This is a genomic window from Microcella alkaliphila (genome assembly GCF_002355395.1).
Classification (GTDB): domain Bacteria; phylum Actinomycetota; class Actinomycetes; order Actinomycetales; family Microbacteriaceae; genus Microcella; species Microcella alkaliphila_A.
This window is the reverse complement of record NZ_AP017315.1, coordinates 1,762,177-1,780,749: the sequence shown is the minus strand read 5'-3', so window position 1 is coordinate 1,780,749 and position 18,573 is coordinate 1,762,177. Positions and strand designations below refer to the sequence as shown.

At 68.7% G+C, this 18,573-nt stretch carries 16 protein-coding genes; 11 read left to right on the top strand and 5 right to left on the bottom strand.

Features of this window, described 5'->3' with window-relative positions; all coding sequences use genetic code 11:
- The first annotated feature begins 76 nt into the window (after positions 1-76).
- Entirely contained in the window at positions 77-625 is a 549-nt protein-coding gene (locus CPY97_RS08785) for an ArsR/SmtB family transcription factor (protein WP_231923891.1), read from the top strand.
- Here the strand turns inward: CPY97_RS08785 and CPY97_RS08780 are convergent.
- The gene (locus CPY97_RS08780) at positions 589-1,476 is read right to left on the bottom strand and encodes an A/G-specific adenine glycosylase (RefSeq protein ID WP_231923890.1); all 888 of its coding nucleotides are present in this window, start codon (positions 1,474-1,476) and stop codon (positions 589-591) included. The two genes, CPY97_RS08785 and CPY97_RS08780, sit on opposite strands and share 37 nt — an antisense overlap.
- A 386-nt stretch (positions 1,477-1,862) precedes the next feature.
- Here CPY97_RS08780 and CPY97_RS08775 point away from each other — a divergent pair, with 386 nt between their 5' ends.
- From CPY97_RS08775 to CPY97_RS08765, 3 genes are read left to right on the top strand one after another with little or no spacing between them, the layout of a single operon-like run.
- Positions 1,863-3,347: an SDR family oxidoreductase gene (locus CPY97_RS08775; RefSeq protein WP_096421980.1), complete on the top strand. Its 1,485-nt coding sequence runs from the start codon at positions 1,863-1,865 to the stop codon at positions 3,345-3,347.
- A gap of 25 nt (positions 3,348-3,372) precedes the next feature.
- On the top strand, positions 3,373-4,149 hold the full coding sequence (locus CPY97_RS08770; protein WP_161494106.1) for a CAP domain-containing protein: 777 nt from the start codon (positions 3,373-3,375) through the stop codon (positions 4,147-4,149).
- A 48-nt stretch (positions 4,150-4,197) separates the two neighbouring features.
- On the top strand, positions 4,198-5,106 hold the full coding sequence (locus tag CPY97_RS08765) for a glycerophosphodiester phosphodiesterase (RefSeq protein ID WP_150129242.1): 909 nt from the start codon (positions 4,198-4,200) through the stop codon (positions 5,104-5,106).
- Between the two features lie 13 nt (positions 5,107-5,119).
- Here the strand turns inward: CPY97_RS08765 and CPY97_RS08760 are convergent, their stop codons facing one another.
- Positions 5,120-6,505 carry a M20/M25/M40 family metallo-hydrolase gene (locus CPY97_RS08760; protein ID WP_096421974.1) on the bottom strand — a complete coding sequence of 462 codons (1,386 nt, stop codon included), beginning with the start codon at positions 6,503-6,505 and terminating at the stop codon, positions 5,120-5,122.
- Between CPY97_RS08760 and CPY97_RS08755 the strand changes: the two genes are divergently transcribed.
- From CPY97_RS08755 to CPY97_RS08740, 4 genes are all read left to right on the top strand, one after another.
- Positions 6,504-6,821, top strand: coding sequence for a hypothetical protein (locus CPY97_RS08755; RefSeq protein WP_096421972.1), 318 nt, complete (start codon positions 6,504-6,506; stop codon positions 6,819-6,821). The two genes, CPY97_RS08760 and CPY97_RS08755, sit on opposite strands and share 2 nt — an antisense overlap.
- Before the next feature lie 207 nt (positions 6,822-7,028).
- Positions 7,029-7,862, top strand: a complete 834-nt coding sequence (locus CPY97_RS08750) for a transporter substrate-binding domain-containing protein (protein ID WP_096421970.1) — start codon at positions 7,029-7,031, stop codon at positions 7,860-7,862.
- Entirely contained in the window at positions 7,862-8,716 is an 855-nt protein-coding gene (locus CPY97_RS08745) for an amino acid ABC transporter permease (protein ID WP_096421968.1), read from the top strand. Before CPY97_RS08750 ends, CPY97_RS08745 begins: the two co-directional genes overlap by 1 nt.
- Entirely contained in the window at positions 8,713-9,450 is a 738-nt protein-coding gene (locus tag CPY97_RS08740) for an amino acid ABC transporter ATP-binding protein (RefSeq protein WP_096421966.1), read from the top strand. Before CPY97_RS08745 ends, CPY97_RS08740 begins: the two co-directional genes overlap by 4 nt.
- Here the strand turns inward: CPY97_RS08740 and mmuM are convergent.
- Complete coding sequence (mmuM, locus tag CPY97_RS08735; RefSeq protein WP_096421964.1) at positions 9,443-10,342, bottom strand: homocysteine S-methyltransferase; 900 nt, start codon at positions 10,340-10,342, stop codon at positions 9,443-9,445. The genes CPY97_RS08740 and mmuM overlap by 8 nt on opposite strands.
- Before the next feature lie 234 nt (positions 10,343-10,576).
- Between mmuM and CPY97_RS08730 the strand changes: the two genes are divergently transcribed.
- Together CPY97_RS08730 and CPY97_RS08725 are read left to right on the top strand one after the other, a co-directional pair.
- The gene (locus tag CPY97_RS08730; RefSeq protein WP_096421962.1) at positions 10,577-12,706 is read left to right on the top strand and encodes a DEAD/DEAH box helicase; all 2,130 of its coding nucleotides are present in this window, start codon (positions 10,577-10,579) and stop codon (positions 12,704-12,706) included.
- 459 nt (positions 12,707-13,165) lie between these two features.
- Positions 13,166-14,389 (top strand): IS256 family transposase, encoded by a 1,224-nt coding sequence (locus CPY97_RS08725; RefSeq protein ID WP_096420758.1) that lies wholly within the window; start codon positions 13,166-13,168, stop codon positions 14,387-14,389.
- Between the two features lie 721 nt (positions 14,390-15,110).
- Here CPY97_RS08725 and CPY97_RS08720 read toward each other — a convergent pair.
- On the bottom strand, positions 15,111-16,430 hold the full coding sequence (locus CPY97_RS08720; RefSeq protein WP_096421960.1) for a maltokinase N-terminal cap-like domain-containing protein: 1,320 nt from the start codon (positions 16,428-16,430) through the stop codon (positions 15,111-15,113).
- 28 nt (positions 16,431-16,458) lie between these two features.
- On the bottom strand, positions 16,459-17,364 hold the full coding sequence (locus CPY97_RS08715) for an aminotransferase class IV (protein WP_096421958.1): 906 nt from the start codon (positions 17,362-17,364) through the stop codon (positions 16,459-16,461).
- A gap of 131 nt (positions 17,365-17,495) precedes the next feature.
- Between CPY97_RS08715 and CPY97_RS08710 the strand changes: the two genes are divergently transcribed.
- Positions 17,496-18,554 (top strand): 2-keto-3-deoxygluconate permease, encoded by a 1,059-nt coding sequence (locus tag CPY97_RS08710; protein ID WP_096421956.1) that lies wholly within the window; start codon positions 17,496-17,498, stop codon positions 18,552-18,554.
- Positions 18,555-18,573 lie beyond the last annotated feature (19 nt).

The window sequence follows — 18,573 nt, the reverse complement described above, 5'->3', positions numbered from 1 at the left end:
GGGACATCCTCGATCAACCGATTGATAAGTGTCAATCGGTAGGTCGATGTTCGCAACGCTTCGCTATGGTCGAGCGGTGGCGACCACTCCCTCGGCGAGCGCGAACTCCGACGATGCAGATGCGCGCCAGCTGTCGGCTGGGCGCGCACTGGCATCGCCGCTGCGGTTGCGCATCCTGCGCTTCTGTCTCTACGACGCGCACACGAATCGCGAGATTGCGGAGGAGTTCGGCCTGAACGTCGGCACGAGTCTTCACCACGTGAGAACGCTCGTCAACAACGGATTCCTTGTGGCGGAAGAGCCGCGCACCGGTCGGCGAGGAGCGCGGGAGATTCCCTATCGGGCAACCGGCCTGTCATGGTCCACCCGCATTGACGGCCAGGGTGCCCTTGTCATCCGGACCTTCCTGGAAGAAGTCGATGGCCTCGATCTCGACGAGCAGTTCATGGTGCGGATGGGCTTCAAACTCACTGCCGAACGGCTAGAAGAACTGCAGAACCGTTTGGTGGAGGTCATCCTCGAGTACCACGAGTCACCCGACGACGACGGCGCCCGGCACGGGCTGTTCCTCTCGGTCCACCCCGAGGGTCACCGCTCTTCGCGCACCGAGTCGGGAAGCGAGTAGCCCCGGTCATCATCGCCCGTCGCGAGGCCATCAGCGAGGAGACCGCTGAGGGCGCGCTCGCGCTGACCAGGGTCGGGCCACACACCCTCGATGACCCCGGAGGGCACCGGACCGTCGCTGTGGCGCAACTCCCGCATGATGAGCCCGCGCACCTGCCGGTCGCTTCCCTCGAACCGGGCCTGCCGCGGCGCCGCCGGCCCGTCGTAGGCGGGAAAGCCGGCCGCTCGCCACGCGCAGAGATCGGCGATCGGGCACGCGTCGCAGCGCGGAGCGCGGGCGGTGCAGACCGTCTGCCCGAGCTCCATGGCGCCCGCGTTGACGTCGTGCGCCTCGGTCGGGTCCTCGGGGAGCAGCGCGTCCATCGCGGCGAGGTCGGCCCGGGTGCGGGCGGGGCCCGCCTCGCCGTGGCCGTGCACGGCGCGCGCGATGACGCGACGGGTGTTGACGTCGACGACGGGGACGCGCATCCCGAACGCGAAGCAGGCGACCGCGCGGGCGGTGTAGTCGCCGATTCCGGGGAGGGCGAGCAGCGCGTAGACGTCGGCCGGAACCTCGCCGCCGTGCTGTTCGGCGATTCTCGTCGCCGCGGCGTGCAGGTTGAGGGCGCGGCGGGGGTAGCCGAGGCGGTCCCACGCCCGCACCGCCTCGGCGGGTGAGTCGGCCGCGAGTGCGTCCGGCGTCGGCCACCGGGCGAGCCACTGCTCCAGCCTCGGAATGACCCGGGCGACGGGGGTCTGCTGCAGCATGATCTCGCTCACGAGCGTGCCCCAGGGGCTGAACCCGGGGCGGCGCCACGGCAGGTCACGGGCGTTACCGCGGTACCAGGCGGCGATCGTCGAGCTCAACTGCACGCGTTCAGCCTAGGCTCGCCCTGAAAGCGGAGACGCGCACGGCCCCGCTCGATGAGCTGAGCGACGAGTTGCTCGCGGCACACCGCGCCGAGCGACACGCCCGCGGCTGCGACTCGGCAGAGGGCTACCACCGCCACTCGTTCGACCATGGCGCCCTGCGCGAGCAGACGGTCGTGCCGTTCCGTTCCAGCGCGACCGCCGTTCAGACGGTGGTCGACGTGCCGCGACGGGCAGGCGATCTATCGGCGCGAGGCGCAGCCGCACCGCGCGGCGACGATCGTGATCGACAATGCCGACCACGAGCATCCCCGCCCGGTATTCGCTGACTTTTGCTGAGCGAATGGATGCGCGGGGCGCGTTCAGGAGGCGCGGCTAGCGTTCCCGGCATGCGCATCCTCGTCACCGGCGCGACCGGGTACATCGGCGGCCGGCTCGTGCCGCGACTCGTCGCGGCTGGCCACACGGTGCGGGTGTTCGTGCGCGACGCCGACCGTCTGCGTGACGTGCCCTGGAGCGGCGATGTGGAGGTGGCGACGGGCGACCTGCGGAGCCCGCACGACGTCGCGGCGGCCCTCGACGGCGTCGAGGTGCTCTACTACCTCGTGCACTCGATGACCTCGGGGCTCGACTTCGAGGCGCTGGAGAAGCGCATCGCCGACACGGTCGCCCGCGCGGCCCGGGAGGCGGGGGTTCGCCGCATCGTGTATCTCGGCGGGCTTCACCCCGACGGGCCGCTGTCGCGGCACCTGCGCAGCCGCGCCGAGGTGGGGCAGATCCTGCTCGAGAGCGGCGTGCCCACCGCGGCGCTGCAGGCGGGAGTCGTGATCGGCTCGGGCTCGGCGAGCTTCGAAATGATTCGACACCTGACCGAGGTGCTGCCGTACATGCCCGCGCCGAAATGGGTGCGCAACTTTATCCAGCCGATCGCGGTGCGTGACGTACTGCACTATCTGATCGGCGCGGCGACCCTCCCCGCCGACGTGAACCGCACCTTCGACATCGGCGGACCGGACGTCTTGCGGTACGGGCAGATGATGAACGGCTATGCGCTGGAGGCGGGGCTCAAGCAGCGACCGATTGCGAGCCTGCCCGTTCTCACCCCGTATCTCGCGAGCCAGTGGGTGAACCTTGTCACCCCGATTCCGCGCTCGCTCGCCGTGCCGATCATCTCGTCGCTGCAGTACGACGCGATCTGCAGCGAGCACGACATCGAGCAGTACATCGCCGCGCCCGAAGGCGGGCTGACCGGCTACCGGCAGGCTGTGCGCTACGCGCTCGCGAAGATGCGCGAAGGGGAGGTCGAGACGAGCTGGCGCAACGCGGCCGTCGCCGAGGCTCCGGCCGATCCGCTGCCGAGCGACCCCGAGTGGAGTGGGGCGACCGTGTTCGTCGACCACCGCGAGGCCGACAGCGATGCGAGCCCGGACGAGCTGTGGCGCATTGTCGAGGGCATCGGCGGCGACAATGGCTGGTACTCACTACCGGTCGCGTGGGCGGCCCGCGGCTGGCTCGACAAGCTCGTCGGGGGAGTGGGGCTGCGGCGTGGGCGGCTCGACCCCGAGCGCCTCCAGCCGGGCGACGCCCTCGACTTCTGGCGGGTCGAACAGCTCGACAGGGGCACGTTCCTGCGGCTGCGTGCCGAGATGAAGCTTCCGGGTCGCGCGTGGCTCGAATTTCGCGTCAGCCCCCGCGAGGGTGGTGGTTCGCACCTCGACCAGCGCGCCGTGTTCTTCCCGTCGGGGCTCGGCGGCCGCCTGTACTGGGGCATCATCATCCCTTTCCACGGCGTGATCTTCCCCGGCATGGCGGAGGGCATGGCCCGTCAGGCCGAGGCGAATGCTCGCATTCGGCAGGAGATTCGCGCAGAATAGGGCGCGTGGGGGCCGCACGGGGGGGGTGCTGGCGTCGCTCGCGGGGTTGATGCTCGCGGCGGCGCTGATCGTCGCGCCCGGCGCCTCGACGCCCGCCCACGCCAGTGAGGCTGGCACGATTCACTCGCTGCTCAATCAGGCCAGGGGAGGCTCGGGGCTGGGCCCGTTGGCTCGCAATGGAGCGCTCGACCAGGTTGCGCTGAATTGGGCGAATCAGATGGCGGCCGAGGGGCGGCTGTACCACAACCCGAACTACAGCGCGCAGATACCCGGCGGCTGGAGCCGCGCCGCGGAGAACATCGCGCAGGGCTACCCGACGGGTGTATCCATGCACGACGGCTGGTGGAATTCGCCCGGCCACAGAGCGAACATGCTGGGCGACTTCACCGATGTCGGTATCGCGTTCATCCAGGCCGGCGGCACGACCTGGGGCGTGCAGGTGTTCGCGAAGTACGGCTCCAGCGTGCCCGCGCCCGCGCCGCCGCCTCCCCCCGCACCCGCAGAGCCGGCGCCGGCGCCCGAACCGGAGCCCGATACCGCCACCGCCATGCCCGTAAAGGAGCCGCGGCCGACGCCCGAAGCGAGGGTCGTCGACGACGCGACCGCGAGCATCCGCATGTCGAATTCGGCAGCGCTGTCCGCGACCGAACTTCCCCCCGCGGTCGGTGCGGCAGCCGGGATGCTCGGTGCCGGTCTCATCGGATTGCTGGCGGTCGCCGGGTCGTTCTTCCCCCGAAAGGGGGCTGAGAATCGCCGCACTCGCGGGCGCCTTTGGTCACGGAACGGTAACGGAACCCCCTAGGCTGGTCGGCACCGCACCGACGCGGTGACCCGACGATTGGGAGGTTTCGTGACGCATTCCGAGACCCAGCCCCGCCGTTTTTGTCGCGGTCACCGCTACTCGTTCCGTCGCGTGTCGACGACGGTCGCGGTGACTGTCGCCCTCGTGGGTGTGTTCTCGGTGGATTACACGGCCGCGACGGCATACGCCGCCATTCCGGCGTATGCGCAGGCGATGAATGACGGGGTTCCGCTGACCGCCGCGCACCGCGGTGATCCGGTCGCAGCTCCCGAGAACACCGTGCCGGCGATCGTCGCGGGCATCAACGGTGGCGCCGACATTGTGGAGTTCGACCTGCAGCTTACGAGCGACGGCCACGCCGTGCTGATGCACGACGACATGGTTGATCGCACGACGGACGGAGCGGGACCGATCAGCGAGTTCACGCTCGACGGCATCCGACAGCTGGACGCGGGATCGTGGTTCGGTCCTGCATGGCGCGGCACCCCGGTGCCGACGGCACGGGAGGCGCTCGAACCCTTCATCGACGTGCCGACGACGGCGCTCGTCGAGTTCAAGGGCACGTGGCGCGAAGAAGACGTCGCCCCGGTCATCGCGGTGATCGACGAACTGGGGATCGGTGATCGCACCGTCGTCTCGAGCTTCGAGGCGCGCACCATGATCGCCTTGCAGCGGGCTGCTCCGCACCTGCAACGGGCCCTCACGATGCGCGTGCTTCCGGCGTCGCCGCTCGGCCTCGTGACGGCCTACGACGCCTCCGTGGTCGTGACGAGTATGCGCTCGATCGACCTGTCGCCGCGAATGGTGGCGCAACTTCAGCAGGCCGGCGTGACCGTGATCGTCTACACGCTGAACACCCCGACGCTCTGGCAGAAGGCACGACAGGCAGGCGTGGATGTCATCGTGACCGATGACCCGCGCGGCATGAACCACTGGGCCGACTGGCTCGGTTCGTAGGGCGCATCTCGCTTCAGCGTTGGCGCAGTAGCGCCTCGTAGACACGCACGCCCTCCAGGAACGCCGCCACCCGAATACGCTCGTTCTTCGCGTGGAGGCACGCGCGCTCGTCTGCCGTCATGCGGAACGGCGCGAATCGGTAGACGTGATCGCTGATCGCGGTGAACCAGCGGCTGTCGCTCGCCTGCATCATGACGTAGGGCGAGACCACCAGCCCGGGATGCACGTCGTGCACCGCCTGCACGATCGCCTCCCAGCCCTCCCCGGATGCGGGTGACACGGGGGAGGGTTCGCTCGGTTCGAGCACCTCGACCGTGACGCGTTCGTCGTCTATGGCGGTTTCCGCCTCGGAGACGGCCTCGGCGACGGAGGTTCCGGGCGCGATGCGCATGTTGATCGTGGCTTCGGCGCGTTCGGCCAACGCGTTGGCGGCGTGGCCGGCCCGCAGCTCGGTGACCGCGCGGGTCGTTCGCACGAGCGCGCGGGTCTCGGGACTCGTGCGCAGAAAGACGCGCAGCAGCAGCGGCGCGAACAGGTCCACCCGCCGGAACACGAAGCGGAGGGCCGGCTTCGCGCGTTCGCCGAGCGTACGAATCATGAGTCGGGTCGTCGCATCGAGCCGCGCGTGGGCGGGTCGGGCGTTCAACCGCAGGATGGCGCGCGCGAGCCGCTCGGTTGCCGCCAGCGGCGGCGGGCTCGCGGCGTGCCCGCCCTGCTGCTCGACGGTGAGGCGCAGGGTGGTGATGCCCTTCTCGGTCACGCCGACCACCGCGTACGGCTCGTCGACACCGGGAAAGGCGCCGGACACGATCGCCCCTCCCTCGTCGAGCACGAGCGATGGCCGCACTCCGCGCTCGCGCAGAACCTCCACGATGGCACGGGCACCGCGCCCGCTAACCTCCTCGTCGTCGCCGAGGCTGACGAGAACGTCGTGCCGGGGGCGGAAGCCGGCCGCGAGCAGACGCTCGATGGCCTCGAGAATGGCGGCGGCGCATCCCTTGTCATCGATCGTGCCGCGGCCCCACAGCACCGCCTCGTCGCCGTCGGGACCGGAGTCGGTGATGACGGCGACGAACGGCGGGTGTTGCCAACCCTCGTCGGTCGCGGGCACCACGTCGTAGTGCGCCATCAGGACCGTGGGCGATGACGCACCGGTGGGATCAGCTCCCGGCCAGCGGTACAGCAGCGCCGCGTCGCCGACGCGCTCGCGGGTCAGGTGCTCATGCACGAGCGGGTAGAGCGTCGGGAGGGTGTCGATGAAACGCTCGAACGGCTCCGGGTCGCGGCGCGGCCCCGGCCCGTAGGGCGGCCGGGAGATCGTCGGGATGCGCACCAACTCTCGCAACCGCGCGATCGCCCTCTCGTCGTGCCGCGTGTCAGGCGATAGCGTCGAGGTCATGCGCCCCATCGTCGCACTGCTGGGTCTCGTCACGGCGATGCTGGTCGGCGTGGCCGCTCCGCTCGGCGCGATCGTCACCGCCGGGTTGCTGTCGCGGCAGCCACTCAGCGCAGCCGGGGCCGAGGTGAACGATCACCTCACGGGTCTCGACCAGTACATCCGCCTCGCCGAGGCCGATCGGATGCGCGTGCTGCAGTCGCCGCAGGGTGCGCTGCGCGAACCGATCGACCCGAACGACCGCGGCGCGCGCCCGTTCACCGTCGGCGCCTTTGCCGCCGGCGTCGGCTCGGTCAGCTCCACCCTGTCGTCGAGCTAGTCGGGCACGAGCTCCCCGGGCGGCTCCGGCGGCGGCGGGTCCTCGGGCGGCGGAGGAGGCGGTGGAGGCGGCGGCGGCGTGTAGTCGCGCCGCGCGAGGTCGTCTCACGGGTGATGCGCGTAACAATTCGACCCGGATCGCGCGTCAGAACGTGGCCTCGGTTCACAATGACTGTCACCCGCACTCTCACCGTACCTGGAGGCCCTCGTGACCACGCGCATCCGTCGTCTTACCCCGCTCGCCGCTCTCGCGGCATTCGCGCTCGTTCTCGCTGGCTGCGCCGCCGATGCGCCCGCTGATGATGCGAGCGGCTACGTCACGGAGGGCGTGCTGACGATCGCCACCGGTGAGCCCGCCTACTTCCCGTACGTGATCGACGACGACCCCACCACGGGTGAAGGGTTCGAAGCGGCGGTCGCGTACGCCGTGGCCGAGGAGCTCGGATTCGCGCCCGAGGACGTGGTGTGGGTGCGCACGAGCTTCGAGTCGGCGATTCAGCCGGGCCCGAAGACCTTCGACTTCAACCTGCAGCAGTACACGATCACCGCGGAGCGGGCCGAGAACGTCGACTTCTCGACCCCGTACTACGCAACGCCGCAAGCGGTGATCACCGTCGAGTCGTCGCCCGCTGCCGGCGCGGCGAGCCTTGCCGACCTGGAGGGCTTCCTGATTGGCGCTGCGACCGGAACGACGAGCTTCACGGCGATTGAGCAGCAGATCGCTCCGACTGCGGGCGCCCAGGCGTTCAACACGAACGACGATGCGGTGCTGGCGCTGCAGAACGGCACGGTAGATGCAATCGTGGTCGACCTTCCGACCGCGTTCTTCCTCAGCGCCGTCGTGCTCGAGGGCGGCGTGCTGCTCGGCCAGCTGCCAGCAGACGCCGGCATCAGCGACGAGTGGGGCCTCGTGCTCGCGAAGGACAGCCCGCTGACGGAGGCGGTCTCGGCCGCGGTTGACCGCCTGCGCGACAGCGGTCGCCTGGCGGACATCGCCGACGAGTGGCTCGGCGCCGACGCGGGCGCGCCTATCCTGCAGTAGTGCCAGCGTCCCGCGAAACCGTCAGCGACGTCGAACTCGGTCGGCGTGCGTATCGACGGAAGCAGAATGCGCGCTCGGTCCTGATCTCCTTCGTCTCCACGATCGTCTTCGCGGTGATCGTGTGGATCACGATCATCAACACGCCGGGCTGGAACCGGGTGCAGCGCAGCTTCTTCGACCTGGAGACCGCGATCGCCGCCTGGCCGCGCGTGATCGCGGGTCTGTGGATCAACGTGCAGGTGCTGTTCTTCGCGGTGATCGGCGTGCTCGTGCTGAGTGTGCTGATCGCGACGATTCGCACGCTCCGGGGGCCGATCTGGTTCCCGCTGCGCGCGCTCGCCGCCGCCTACACCGACCTGTTCCGCGGCCTGCCGCTGATCATCGTGCTGTTCCTCGTCGGCTTCGGGCTCCCCGGGCTCGAACTGTTCCCCCGCAACAGCGCGCAGTTCTGGGGCACGATCGCACTCATCCTGACGTATTCGGCGTACGTGAGCGAGGTGTTCCGCGCCGGAATCGAGGCCGTACACCCCTCACAGCGGCTGGCTGCGCGTTCCCTGGGCCTGAACCACGGGCAGTCGATGCGCATCGTGGTACTACCCCAGGCGGTGCGGAAAGTCACCCCGGCCCTCATGAACGACTTCGTGGCCATGCAGAAAGATGTCGGGCTCATCTCGGTGCTCGGGGTGGTCGACGCCGTGCGTGCCGCGCAGATCGAGACGGCGGCGAACTTCAACTTCACCCCCTACGTCGTCGCGGGCCTGCTGTTCGTGCTCCTTGCCCTGCCGATGATTCGCCTCACCGACTGGTACACGGCGCGGCTTCGGGCGCGCGAACAGATGGGGAGCGTCGTATGACCCCGCCTGTCCTCCGGCTCGACGGCGTGCGCAAAAGATTCGGCGACACCGAGGTGCTCGGCGGGGTCGACCTGACCGTGGCCGAACACGACGTCGTCGCGCTCATCGGTGCCAGCGGATCGGGAAAGTCGACCCTGCTGCGGTGCGTCAACCTGCTCGAGCGAATCGACGACGGTCAGATCTGGTTGCGCGACACCGACATCTCCGACCCGCGGGTGCACGCCGACCGGGTGCGCGCCCGCATCGGAACGGTGTTCCAGCAGTTCAACCTGTTCCCGCACATCCGGGTCATCGACAACGTCACGCTCGCGAGCCGTCGCGTGCTGCGCATCCCGCGCGCAACGGCCGAGGCGACCGCGCTCGAGCTGCTCGATCGCGTCGGGTTGGCGGGCAAGGCGCGCGAGTATCCCGACCGGCTCTCCGGCGGTCAGCAGCAGCGCGTCGCCATCGTGCGGGCGATCGCGACGAACCCCGAACTGCTGCTGCTCGACGAGATCACCTCGGCGCTCGACCCCGAACTGGTCGTCGAGGTGCTCGACCTCGTGCGTGAGCTGAAGAACGAGGGCACGACGATCGTGATGGCGACGCACGAGATGGCGTTCGCCCGCGACGTGGCCGACCGCGTCGTCTTCCTCGACGGCGGCGTCATCGTCGAGGAGGGGCCGGCCGCTCAGCTGCTGCGCGAGCCCCGGGAGGATCGCACACGCGCCTTCCTCGCTCGCTTCCTCACGTAGCGGGGGCGTGCCTGCGGACGACGTCGGCGATACCCGCGATCTCGGCGGGGCCGACCCGGCAGCATCCGCCGACGATACTCGCTCCCTCCTCCAGCCACCGCGACACCTGCGCCGGAGCAAAGCCAGGCTCGCCCTCCCAGCGTCGCTGTGCCCGATTCCAGTGCTCGCCGCTGTTCGGGTAGACGACGATCGGCTTGTCGGTCACGGAGCGCGCGGCGCGGATTGCGCCCGACACCTCGGCGGGGTGGGAGCAGTTGATGCCGACCGCGACGATCTCGTCGACCGCGTCGGCGTCCGCAAACGCGTCCGTGAGGCTCTCGCCCGTGCGCAGCCGCCCATCGGCCACCGTGAACGACAACCACGCCGCGACGCCCGTCCCGCGCAGCAGCTCGAGCAGCGCCCTCGACTCGGTACGGCTCGGAATGGTTTCGATGGCGAGCAGGTCCGCGCCGCTCTCGGCCAGCACGGTGAGACGCCGCGCGTGCCACGCGCGCAGTCCGGCGCGGTCGAGGTCGTAGTCGCCGCGGTACTCGGATCCGTCGGCTCGCGCCGCGCCGTAAGGGCCAACGGAGGCCGCCACCAGCCCCTCGGGCCGGTGTTCGTCGCGGGCCTCGGCGGCGATGGTCACACTGGCACGCATCAGCTCGGTCGCGTCGTCATCGGACAGCCCGCGACGACGCGCGCCCTCGAAGGAGAGCTGATACGAGGCGGAAATCGCGATGTCGGCGCCGGACGCGAAGTAGTCGTGATGAGCATCCCGAATCGCATCCGGATGGTCGTGAAGCAGGCGGGCGCTCCAGAGGTCGCCGCTCAGGTCGTGGCCGATCGCCTCGAGGTGACTTCCGAGTCCGCCGTCCAAGACGGCGACCGGGGGAAGGGGCGGATGCTGCACAGGATTATCGTGCAACACGCACGCCCCTCTTCGCCTCCCTGCGCGGCATGATTCGTCATGTGTGGGCGCCGGTGCAGTAGACTGGACGCGGCATTTCGGCTCACCGGGCGTTCTCGACCGGGTCAGGGCACGAGATGCTCCCGGCCTTTGTGACCACCGCGGGGCCGACGCTTCACCCTCGCGGGCCGCGCACCAGAACCGCGAGACGTCACACGTTTGCACCCGAGGAGGGTCATGGCCCAGACCGGCCAGCGCACCAAAAACAACGCCCGCGGCACTCAGGCGCGGCGACGCCGTCGACCCCTCGACGAAGAGGGCATCATCCCGATCCTCGCCCGCGCCGTTCGCGAGGTCGAGAACGCCGCAGGCCGCGGCAAGGTGAGCCCGTCGAACCGCACCAAGTTCCAGGTGGCGGCCTTGCTCGTGCGTGAGGAACGTGCACGCGTGAAAGATGACGCTGAGGTTCCCGAGTCAGAGCGCGCCGAGGTCTTGAAGCGCCTCGACGGCCTCGCGGGCATCATGGCGAAAACCGCCGCCCGCGACACCTCGCTCATCGCCCTGCTCGCCCCGGAAGCGAAGGTCTCGGACGCCGCGAAGGCGCTGCGCCGCGACATGCTGCTCGCCTCGGGCGCCGAGCTCGAGCCCGACGAGCTCATCATCGTCACCGAGGCGATCGAGGTCGCCCCCGAGGTGGCCAAGCAGGTGACGCCGCCGAGCGTCAAGCAGGCGCAGCTGGCAAACCCCTTCCTCGCCCCCGACCTGTCAGCTCTGACCCCGCCGCGCAAGCCGGCCTCGACGCGGCTCGCCAACTGGGAGCTCATCGAGCCGCTGTTCCGGTCGTTCGAGTACGGCGCCGGTGGGCAGGCCGCCACGATGGAGCTGCCCGAGGCCGACTCGCTTGCAACCCCCGGCGGCCTTCCCCTCATGCGCCACCAGGCGCGTCTCGTCGAGTCGGTCAGGGCCGGCCACCGCACCTTCCTGCTCGCCGACGAGCCGGGTCTCGGCAAGACGGCGCAGGCGCTCATGGCGGCGAACGTGGCGAAGGCCTTTCCGCTGCTGGTCGTCGTGCCGAACGTCGTGAAGACGAACTGGGCGCGCGAGGTGGAGCGCTGGATCCCGCAGCGCTCGGCGACCGTCGTGCACGGCGACGGGGACGACCTGGACGCGTTCGCCGACGTCATCATCGTCAACTACGAGATCCTCGATCGGCACGTGGGTTGGCTCGGCCGTTTCGGCTTCAAGGGCATGGTCGTGGACGAGGCGCACTTCATCAAGAACGCGACGTCTCAGCGTTCGCGGCACGTGCAGTCGCTGGCCGCGAGCATCCGCATGTTGCACCCGAAGGCGCTGATGATGGCGCTGACGGGTACGCCCCTGATCAACCAGATCGAGGACTTCCGGATGATCTGGAAGTTCCTCGGCTGGATCGACGACAAGAAGCCGCTCGGCGAGTTGATGGAGAAGCTGGAGGAGACGGGGCTCACCCCCGCCGACCCCGGGTTCTTCAGCGAGGCGCGCAAGGCCGTCATCGACATGGGCATCGTGCGACGCAAGAAGGTGGATGTTGCGTCCGACATTCCGGCGCGCCGCATCGCCGACATTCCGGTCGAGTTGGATGACGAGATCGGGCGGTCGATTCGCGCCAGCGAGCGTGCGCTCGTCGCGCGGCTGCTCACGCGGTACCGTCGCGCTGCTGAGGCGCGGGAGGTGCCGCCGGTGGAGACCGACCACGAGCTGGTGCGCCTCGTTGCGGCCGCCGAGCTGGAGGAGTCGCGCCAGTCGTCGACGGGCGACAACGTGTTCACGATGGTGCGCCAGATCGGGACCGCGAAGGCGGTGCTCGCCGCGGACTACACGGCGCAGTTGGCCCGTAACGTCGGCAAGGTCGTGTTCTTCGCGAAGCACATCGACGTGATGGATGCGGCGGAGCAGCATTTCGCGCAGGCGGGCTTGCGCTCGGTGAGCGTGCGCGGCGACCAGTCGTCGAAGGCGCGCCAGGAGGCGATCGATGCGTTCACGAACGACGAGGACGTGTCGGTCATCGTCTGTTCGCTGACTGCCGCCGGTGTCGGCCTGAACCTGCAGGCCGCGTCAAACGTGGTGTTGGCGGAGTTGTCGTGGACGTCGGCCGAGCAGACGCAGGCCATCGACCGCGTGCACCGCATCGGTCAGGAGATGCCGGTCACGGCGTGGCGCATCCTGGCCGCGCAGACGATCGACGCGCGCATCGCCGACCTCATCGACGCGAAGGCGGGCCTCGCCGCGCGCGCGCTCGACGGGTCGGACGAGGAGGTCGCGGCCGAGGGCACGGTGCAGTTGCAGGCGCTCATCTCGCTGCTGACCGACGCGCTCGGCGGAAAGTAGGGGCCTGTTTGTCAGGCGAGCCAGCCGGTTTCTGGCAACCACCCCGCTGACGGCGGATGTCGCACGCGGCTGACCGGTCGGCAGTAGGTGGGCGCGCGCTCGCGATCGCAGGTTGATTCGTGACGGGCGATTGTTGTGGCTGTGGGGATGAGTCTTCGCGGGCTGCGGCGGTCGGGTTCGTCGTCGTGCTCCGGAAGTGTTTCCCAGTGAATGACGACCGGTACGGTGCTGCGGGCGCTGAGCGGCCGGCTCGCGATCGGCGAGTTTGCGCGGACACAGATGTGCAGGGGGAGCGTGAGGTGTGCATCCTGCCGGTAGGGGTCGGTGCCAAATTCGCGGTGACGTCCCCTGGGGTGGTGTAATTCTCGGGCTCGAGTGTCGCGTCGTTGACGTGGTGAGCCATCGTGCGATGGTCAGGGAGAACTGTCTAGGAATCTCACGAAAGGACACATACGCACGATGGCTCTTGACCAGTCTGCCCTCCTCGAGTTGCTCGGGGAACTTAAACTCACCGATGTCACCGACCGAATCCGGGTTGCGACCGAGACGCTCTATCAGGAGCTGATCGATGCCGAAGCGGCTGCGTTCATCGGTGCCGCCCCGTTCGAACGCACTCCGGATCGTGTCACGCAACGCAACGGCACCCGCCCGCGCACCCTTGCGACCACTGCGGGCGAGTTGGAGTTGCGGGTTCCGAAGCTGCGGCAGGGGTCGTTCTTCCCGTCGCTGCTGGAGCGGCGCCGCCGAGTCGATCAGGCCTTGTTCGCGGTCGTGATGGAGGCCTACGTTCACGGCGTCTCGACCCGCAAGGTCGACGATCTAGTGAAAGCGCTCGGCGCTGACACCGGCATCTCCAAGAGCGAGGTGTCGCGGATCTGTTCGAACCTGGACGAGGACGTCGCCGCGTTCCGAGACCGGCCACTGGCCGACCAGGCCTACCCATACGTGTTTCTCGACGCGACCTATTGCAAAGCCCGCGTCGGCCGGCGGGTGGTCTCCCAAGCCGTCGTCGTCGCGGTCGGCATCGCCGCCGACGGGCGCAGGGAAGTGCTCGGTTTCGAGGTGGGAGACACCGAATCGCAACCGTTCTGGACCACGTTCCTGCGTTCGTTGAAGGCTCGTGGGCTTGCCGGGGTGAAGCTGGTCATCTCCGACGCCCACACGGGTTTGATTGCCGCGATCGAGACCGTGTTCCACGGCTCGTCCTGGCAGCGATGCCGGGTCCACTTCATGCGCAACGTGTTGGCGAACGTGCCCAAGACTGCAGGCCCCATGGTTGCCTCGATTATCCGCACGATCTTCGCCCAACCCGACGCCGAGCACGTGAACACCCAGTTCGACGAAGTCACGCGCATGCTCACCCGCTCCCACCCCAAGATCGCCGACATGCTCGAGACCGCGCGCGAGGACCTGCTCGCCTTCACCGGGTTCCCGACCGCGCACTGGCGACAGATCTGGTCCACCAACCCACTGGAGCGGGTCAACAAAGAGATCAAACGCCGCACCGATGTCGTGGGCACCTTCCCGAACCCTGCCGCGCTACTGCGCCTGGCCGGGCACGTGTTGATCGAGCAACACGACGAATGGGACGGCGCCGACCGCCGCTACTTCAGCGAACACTCCATGAAACTCCTCAACGCAACAGAACAGGAGGTGGCGATCCCGGAACTGAACGCGGCATAATCACCAAAAGCTGATCCCGCACGGTGTTGAGAAACTCCACCACTCAGAGGGACGTCACCAAATTCGCGTGCGGACCGACAGGTGAGAAGCCCGCTCCACGCCCACGCGTGCACGATGGGCGAGGCAATCTCGGGGTGCGCGTACCACCCGCGCCGGATGCGCCGTAGGGAGTCGTAGTCGTGCGCGATCCGAAGGTTTTGAGCGTCGAGACCGTACGGGTAGAGCTCGCGGGCTGAGGCGATGCCGCCGAGGTCTGCGAGGAGGCGGGCGATGCTGCGGGGGCTCCACATGGATCCCATGGTGTGTGCAGGCGGTCTCGGCCGCCGCGCGTCAGTCTGGTTTTCGGGATGGCGCGCGCTACGGGCGTCACGTGGAGGAGCCGCATCCGGTCGCAACGAGCATGACCGAGACCGGTTTTCCGCCACGATCACCGCTGTCTCTCAGATGTCATCCCACTCTGCCAGCGACTACTCCGCTGTAGGACTTCCTACAGTTTGGTCTCGAGTCGCTCGCACCGCGCGCCCCGCTGGTGTAGGGCTTCCTACATTTCGGGGCCAGCAGGCTCGATTGCGGGGCGCTCCTCGAGTGTAGGAAGTCCTACACCGGAGTAGTCGCGGGGGAGGGGGGAGTACTTTCGGGCCGGATTTGCCGGAACCTCCCCCGGACGATTCGGGCACGTCGGATGACTCGGGCAGCGCGCCCCGTGTAGCGTGAGCGCCGCTCAGCGGGCGCTGGCGCGCGCTTCCGAGACCAGGTAGCGCACCGCATCCATCGGGATCGGCAACCAGGTGGGGCGGTTACGCGCCTCGTACATGGCCTCGTACACGGCCTTGTCGAGCTCGAAGGCGTCAAGCAAGGCGCGGTGCGCGCGCAGATCCACGCCCGACTCGGCGATGTAGCCGTCGAGGAAGGCGTGGCGGGTGCCGCGCGACCAGGCGGCGTCGACGCGCGCCCGTGCATCCGCGTCGGGAGCGGTGTTCAACCGCGCCCCGGTCACGTAGTCGAACGACCGCAGCATGCCGGCGACATCGCGCAGCGGCGAGTCGACCCGGGTGCGCTCATCGAGCGGGCGCAGCGGCTCGCCCTCGAAGTCGACGACCACCCACTCGCCGCTCGCGCGACGCAGCACCTGCCCCAGGTGGTAGTCGCCGTGCACACGCTGCAGGTCGGGCCACGGTGCATCCTGGGCCGCGTCGTACACCGCCTCGATCGCGGGTCGCAGCTCGCGCAACGCCGGCACGTCCGAGCTCGCCACCGCGAGGCGCTGATGCCAGCCAGCGACGAACCCCACGATGTCGCCCAGCGTCGCGGGGCGCACGGGCATCGCCTCGGCGAGACCCGCGTGGATGCGCGCCGTCACGCGGCCGAGCTCAGTCGCCTCGTCGACGAACGCATCCCCGGCGGCGGCGCGCTCAAGCGCCAACTCCCACCCGTCGACCACGTCGCGCACAAACTCCTGCGCGAACGCGAGGTGACCCGAGAACAAGCGGCTCGGCTCGTGCGGGTCATCCCAGTAGCCGGTCACCGAGCCGAGCATCCGCGGCACCTGGCGGTAGCCGCGCGCCGTCAGCGCCGACGGCAGCGTCACATCGGGGTTCTCGCCCGCGTGCACCAGTCGGAACACCTTCGCCACGACCGGTGCCTCGCCTCCCCGGTCGAAGATGATCGACGTGTTCGACTGCTCGCCACCGTGCACGCGTGAGGTGCGATCCTGCCGGTGCACGTGCATCCGGCGCAGCAGCGCGCTCGTGTAGGCCGGGTCGTGAGCCCCGTCGAAGAGGTAATCGCCGTCGTTGTTCTTGCCGATGAGAGCCGGGCCCGCGCCCTTCGGCACCGTCTGCCGCAGCACGATCGGCACGTGGTAGAGCGACGGCGGATTGTTCGCCAGGTCGCGCACGATGAGCACGAGAACGCGCGCGTCGGGATCGTCTGACGACCACTCTTCGCGGGTCACCTCTACCAGGTTCGGCAGTCGGCCCTTGCCGGCGTACCAGCGCTGGCGTGTCATCCAGTCGGTGAGACACTCCATCGTGCTGTTCATGCGTTCGACCCTATCCCCGGGCCGGAAGCTACGCGCGACGAGCCCTCAAGAATTCGTTCATTCGGTGGCTCAACTCAGCATCGACCGGGAGCGGCTCACCATCGACCGCGCGAGTGGGCGCCGCATGCCGCACACTCGACACGAGCCATGCCGCGTCGGCCGACATCAGGTCGGATGCGCGCAGCACCTCGATCGCGGTCGACAGGCCCCACAGGTGCGCGGCCTCGAACAGGTCGGCCTGGGTCGTTCCCGCGAGAATGCCGAGCGACGCCGGGGGAGTGACGAGCTGCGACCCCCGCCGCACGATGAGGGTCGAGGTGGGCCCCTCGAGCAGCAGCCCATCGCTGGAGACGAACACCACGTCGTCGGCGCCGCGCCGCGCCGCCTCGCGCTGGGCGGCCCGATTCACCGCATAGGAGAGGGTCTTCGCTCCTGCGAGCAGCCAGGGGCTCGTCGACGCCACGTCGCTGCGCAGGCCCCGATCGAGCACGGCGACGCTGATGCCCTCGATGCGTGCGCGGCTGAAGTCGGGGGCGGGAGCCGCATAGACCCACCCGGTGGGCGCCGTGCCCTCGGGCGCCGAGCCGGTTGCGGCGGGGCCAGCCTCCACACCGCGGGTCAGCACGATTTTCAGCCAGGCCTCCTCGACGTCGGCGAAATGCGCGGCGATCGCGAAGATCGCGTCACGCCACACGGCGAGCGTCGGCTCGGGCAGGTCGAGGGCTCGCGCCGACGCGGCGAAGCGTTCCAGGTGCCGTTCGAGCGACTGCGGCCGCCCGTTCGCGACGCTGAAGGTCTCGAAGATGCCGTCGCCGCGAACGGGCGCCGAGTCGAGCACGCTCAGCTGGGGCCGCGACACGTCGGCCTCGAGAAACCCGACCGCGACCCCGTCGGGCCGGTGCGTGATCAGGGCGAGATGCTCGGGCGCGCTCATGTATCCCTTTTCTAGCACGCTCCCCGGGCCACTTGACACGCCTATGCACTGCCTGTAAAGGTAGTACTCAATGTACGGACACAGGGGTCCGACTGGCGTACCCCGGATTACCCAAAGGAGACGGATTCACCATGGCAGCTGAATCCCGCGTTCGCGTGCCGTTGTTTGACGGTATGAACCGAGTCCCGGGCGGACTTATGCTCATCCCGCTCATCCTCGGCTCAATCTTCGGCACCTTCTTCCAGCCGGCTCTGGAGATCGGAAGCTTCACGACGGCTCTGTTCCAGAACAGCGCACTACCACTGATCGCCCTCTTGATCTTCGCCACGGGCACCCAGGTTTCGGTCCGCAATACCGGCCCCGTTCTCGCGCATACCGGCGTCATCCTGCTCACGAAGTCGCTCATCCCCGCGGCGCTCGTGATCGGTCTCGGACTCATCGTGGGCCTCGACGGTATCCTCGGCGTCTCGATTCTCGCGCTCCTCGTCGCCATCGATAACAGCAACGGCGGGCTGTGGCTTGCGTTCACCGGTAAGTACGGTGACAGCCGCGACCGAGGCGCCTACATGGCCTCCGCCGTCAACGATGGTCCGTTCCTTTCTCTGCTGTTCCTCGGTGTGTCGGGTCTCGCCGCAATTCCGGCGCTCGCCCTCCTCGCGGCAGTGATCCCGTTCGTCCTCGGCATGATCGTTGGAAACCTCGACCCAAAGTGGAAGAGCATTCTCGTTCCGGTTCCGAACATCGTGATTCCGTTCTTCGCCTTCGCGCTCGGAACAGGCATCAACCTCGGCAACGTCGTCACTGGTGGTGCACAGGGCATTGTCGTGGGCCTTATCGTCGCCCCGTTCACTGGGTTCCTCGTCTACCTCGGCTACAAATACATTCTGCGCCGCGGCATCAAGAGCGGACTCGGCTTCGCCGCAGGAACGACGGCGGGTAACGCCATCGCGACGCCCGCGATCGTCGGCCAGATCGACTCGACGTTCGCCCCGTACGTCGAGGTGGCAACCGCGCAGGTCGCCGCGTCGGTTCTGATCACGGCGATCCTGGCTCCGCTGATTGCCGCGTTCGTTTTGAAGCGCCACGGTGCACTGAATTCCCCCGATGATGAGGTTGTCGCTGAGGCGCGCGATATGGCAACTGCCGACGAGTCCGAACAGGCCACGGAAGCGGACGGGCCACGCCTCTAGGTCGTCGCGCTCATACGGG

What these genes read in the sequence shown, in the direction of transcription:
- CPY97_RS08725 (WP_096420758.1), top strand. Translation starts at nt 13,166, where the DNA reads ATGGCTCTTGACCAGTCTGCCCTCCTCGAGTTGCTCGGGGAACTTAAA.
- CPY97_RS08775 (WP_096421980.1), top strand. Translation starts at nt 1,863, where the DNA reads ATGCGCATCCTCGTCACCGGCGCGACCGGGTACATCGGCGGCCGGCTC.
- CPY97_RS08710 (WP_096421956.1), top strand. Translation starts at nt 17,496, where the DNA reads ATGGCAGCTGAATCCCGCGTTCGCGTGCCGTTGTTTGACGGTATGAAC.
- CPY97_RS08740 (WP_096421966.1), top strand. Translation starts at nt 8,713, where the DNA reads ATGACCCCGCCTGTCCTCCGGCTCGACGGCGTGCGCAAAAGATTCGGC.
- CPY97_RS08730 (WP_096421962.1), top strand. Translation starts at nt 10,577, where the DNA reads ATGGCCCAGACCGGCCAGCGCACCAAAAACAACGCCCGCGGCACTCAG.
- CPY97_RS08720 (WP_096421960.1), bottom strand. Translation starts at nt 16,430, where the DNA reads ATGAACAGCACGATGGAGTGTCTCACCGACTGGATGACACGCCAGCGC.
- CPY97_RS08760 (WP_096421974.1), bottom strand. Translation starts at nt 6,505, where the DNA reads ATGACCTCGACGCTATCGCCTGACACGCGGCACGACGAGAGGGCGATC.
- CPY97_RS08755 (WP_096421972.1), top strand. Translation starts at nt 6,504, where the DNA reads ATGCGCCCCATCGTCGCACTGCTGGGTCTCGTCACGGCGATGCTGGTC.
- CPY97_RS08715 (WP_096421958.1), bottom strand. Translation starts at nt 17,364, where the DNA reads ATGAGCGCGCCCGAGCATCTCGCCCTGATCACGCACCGGCCCGACGGG.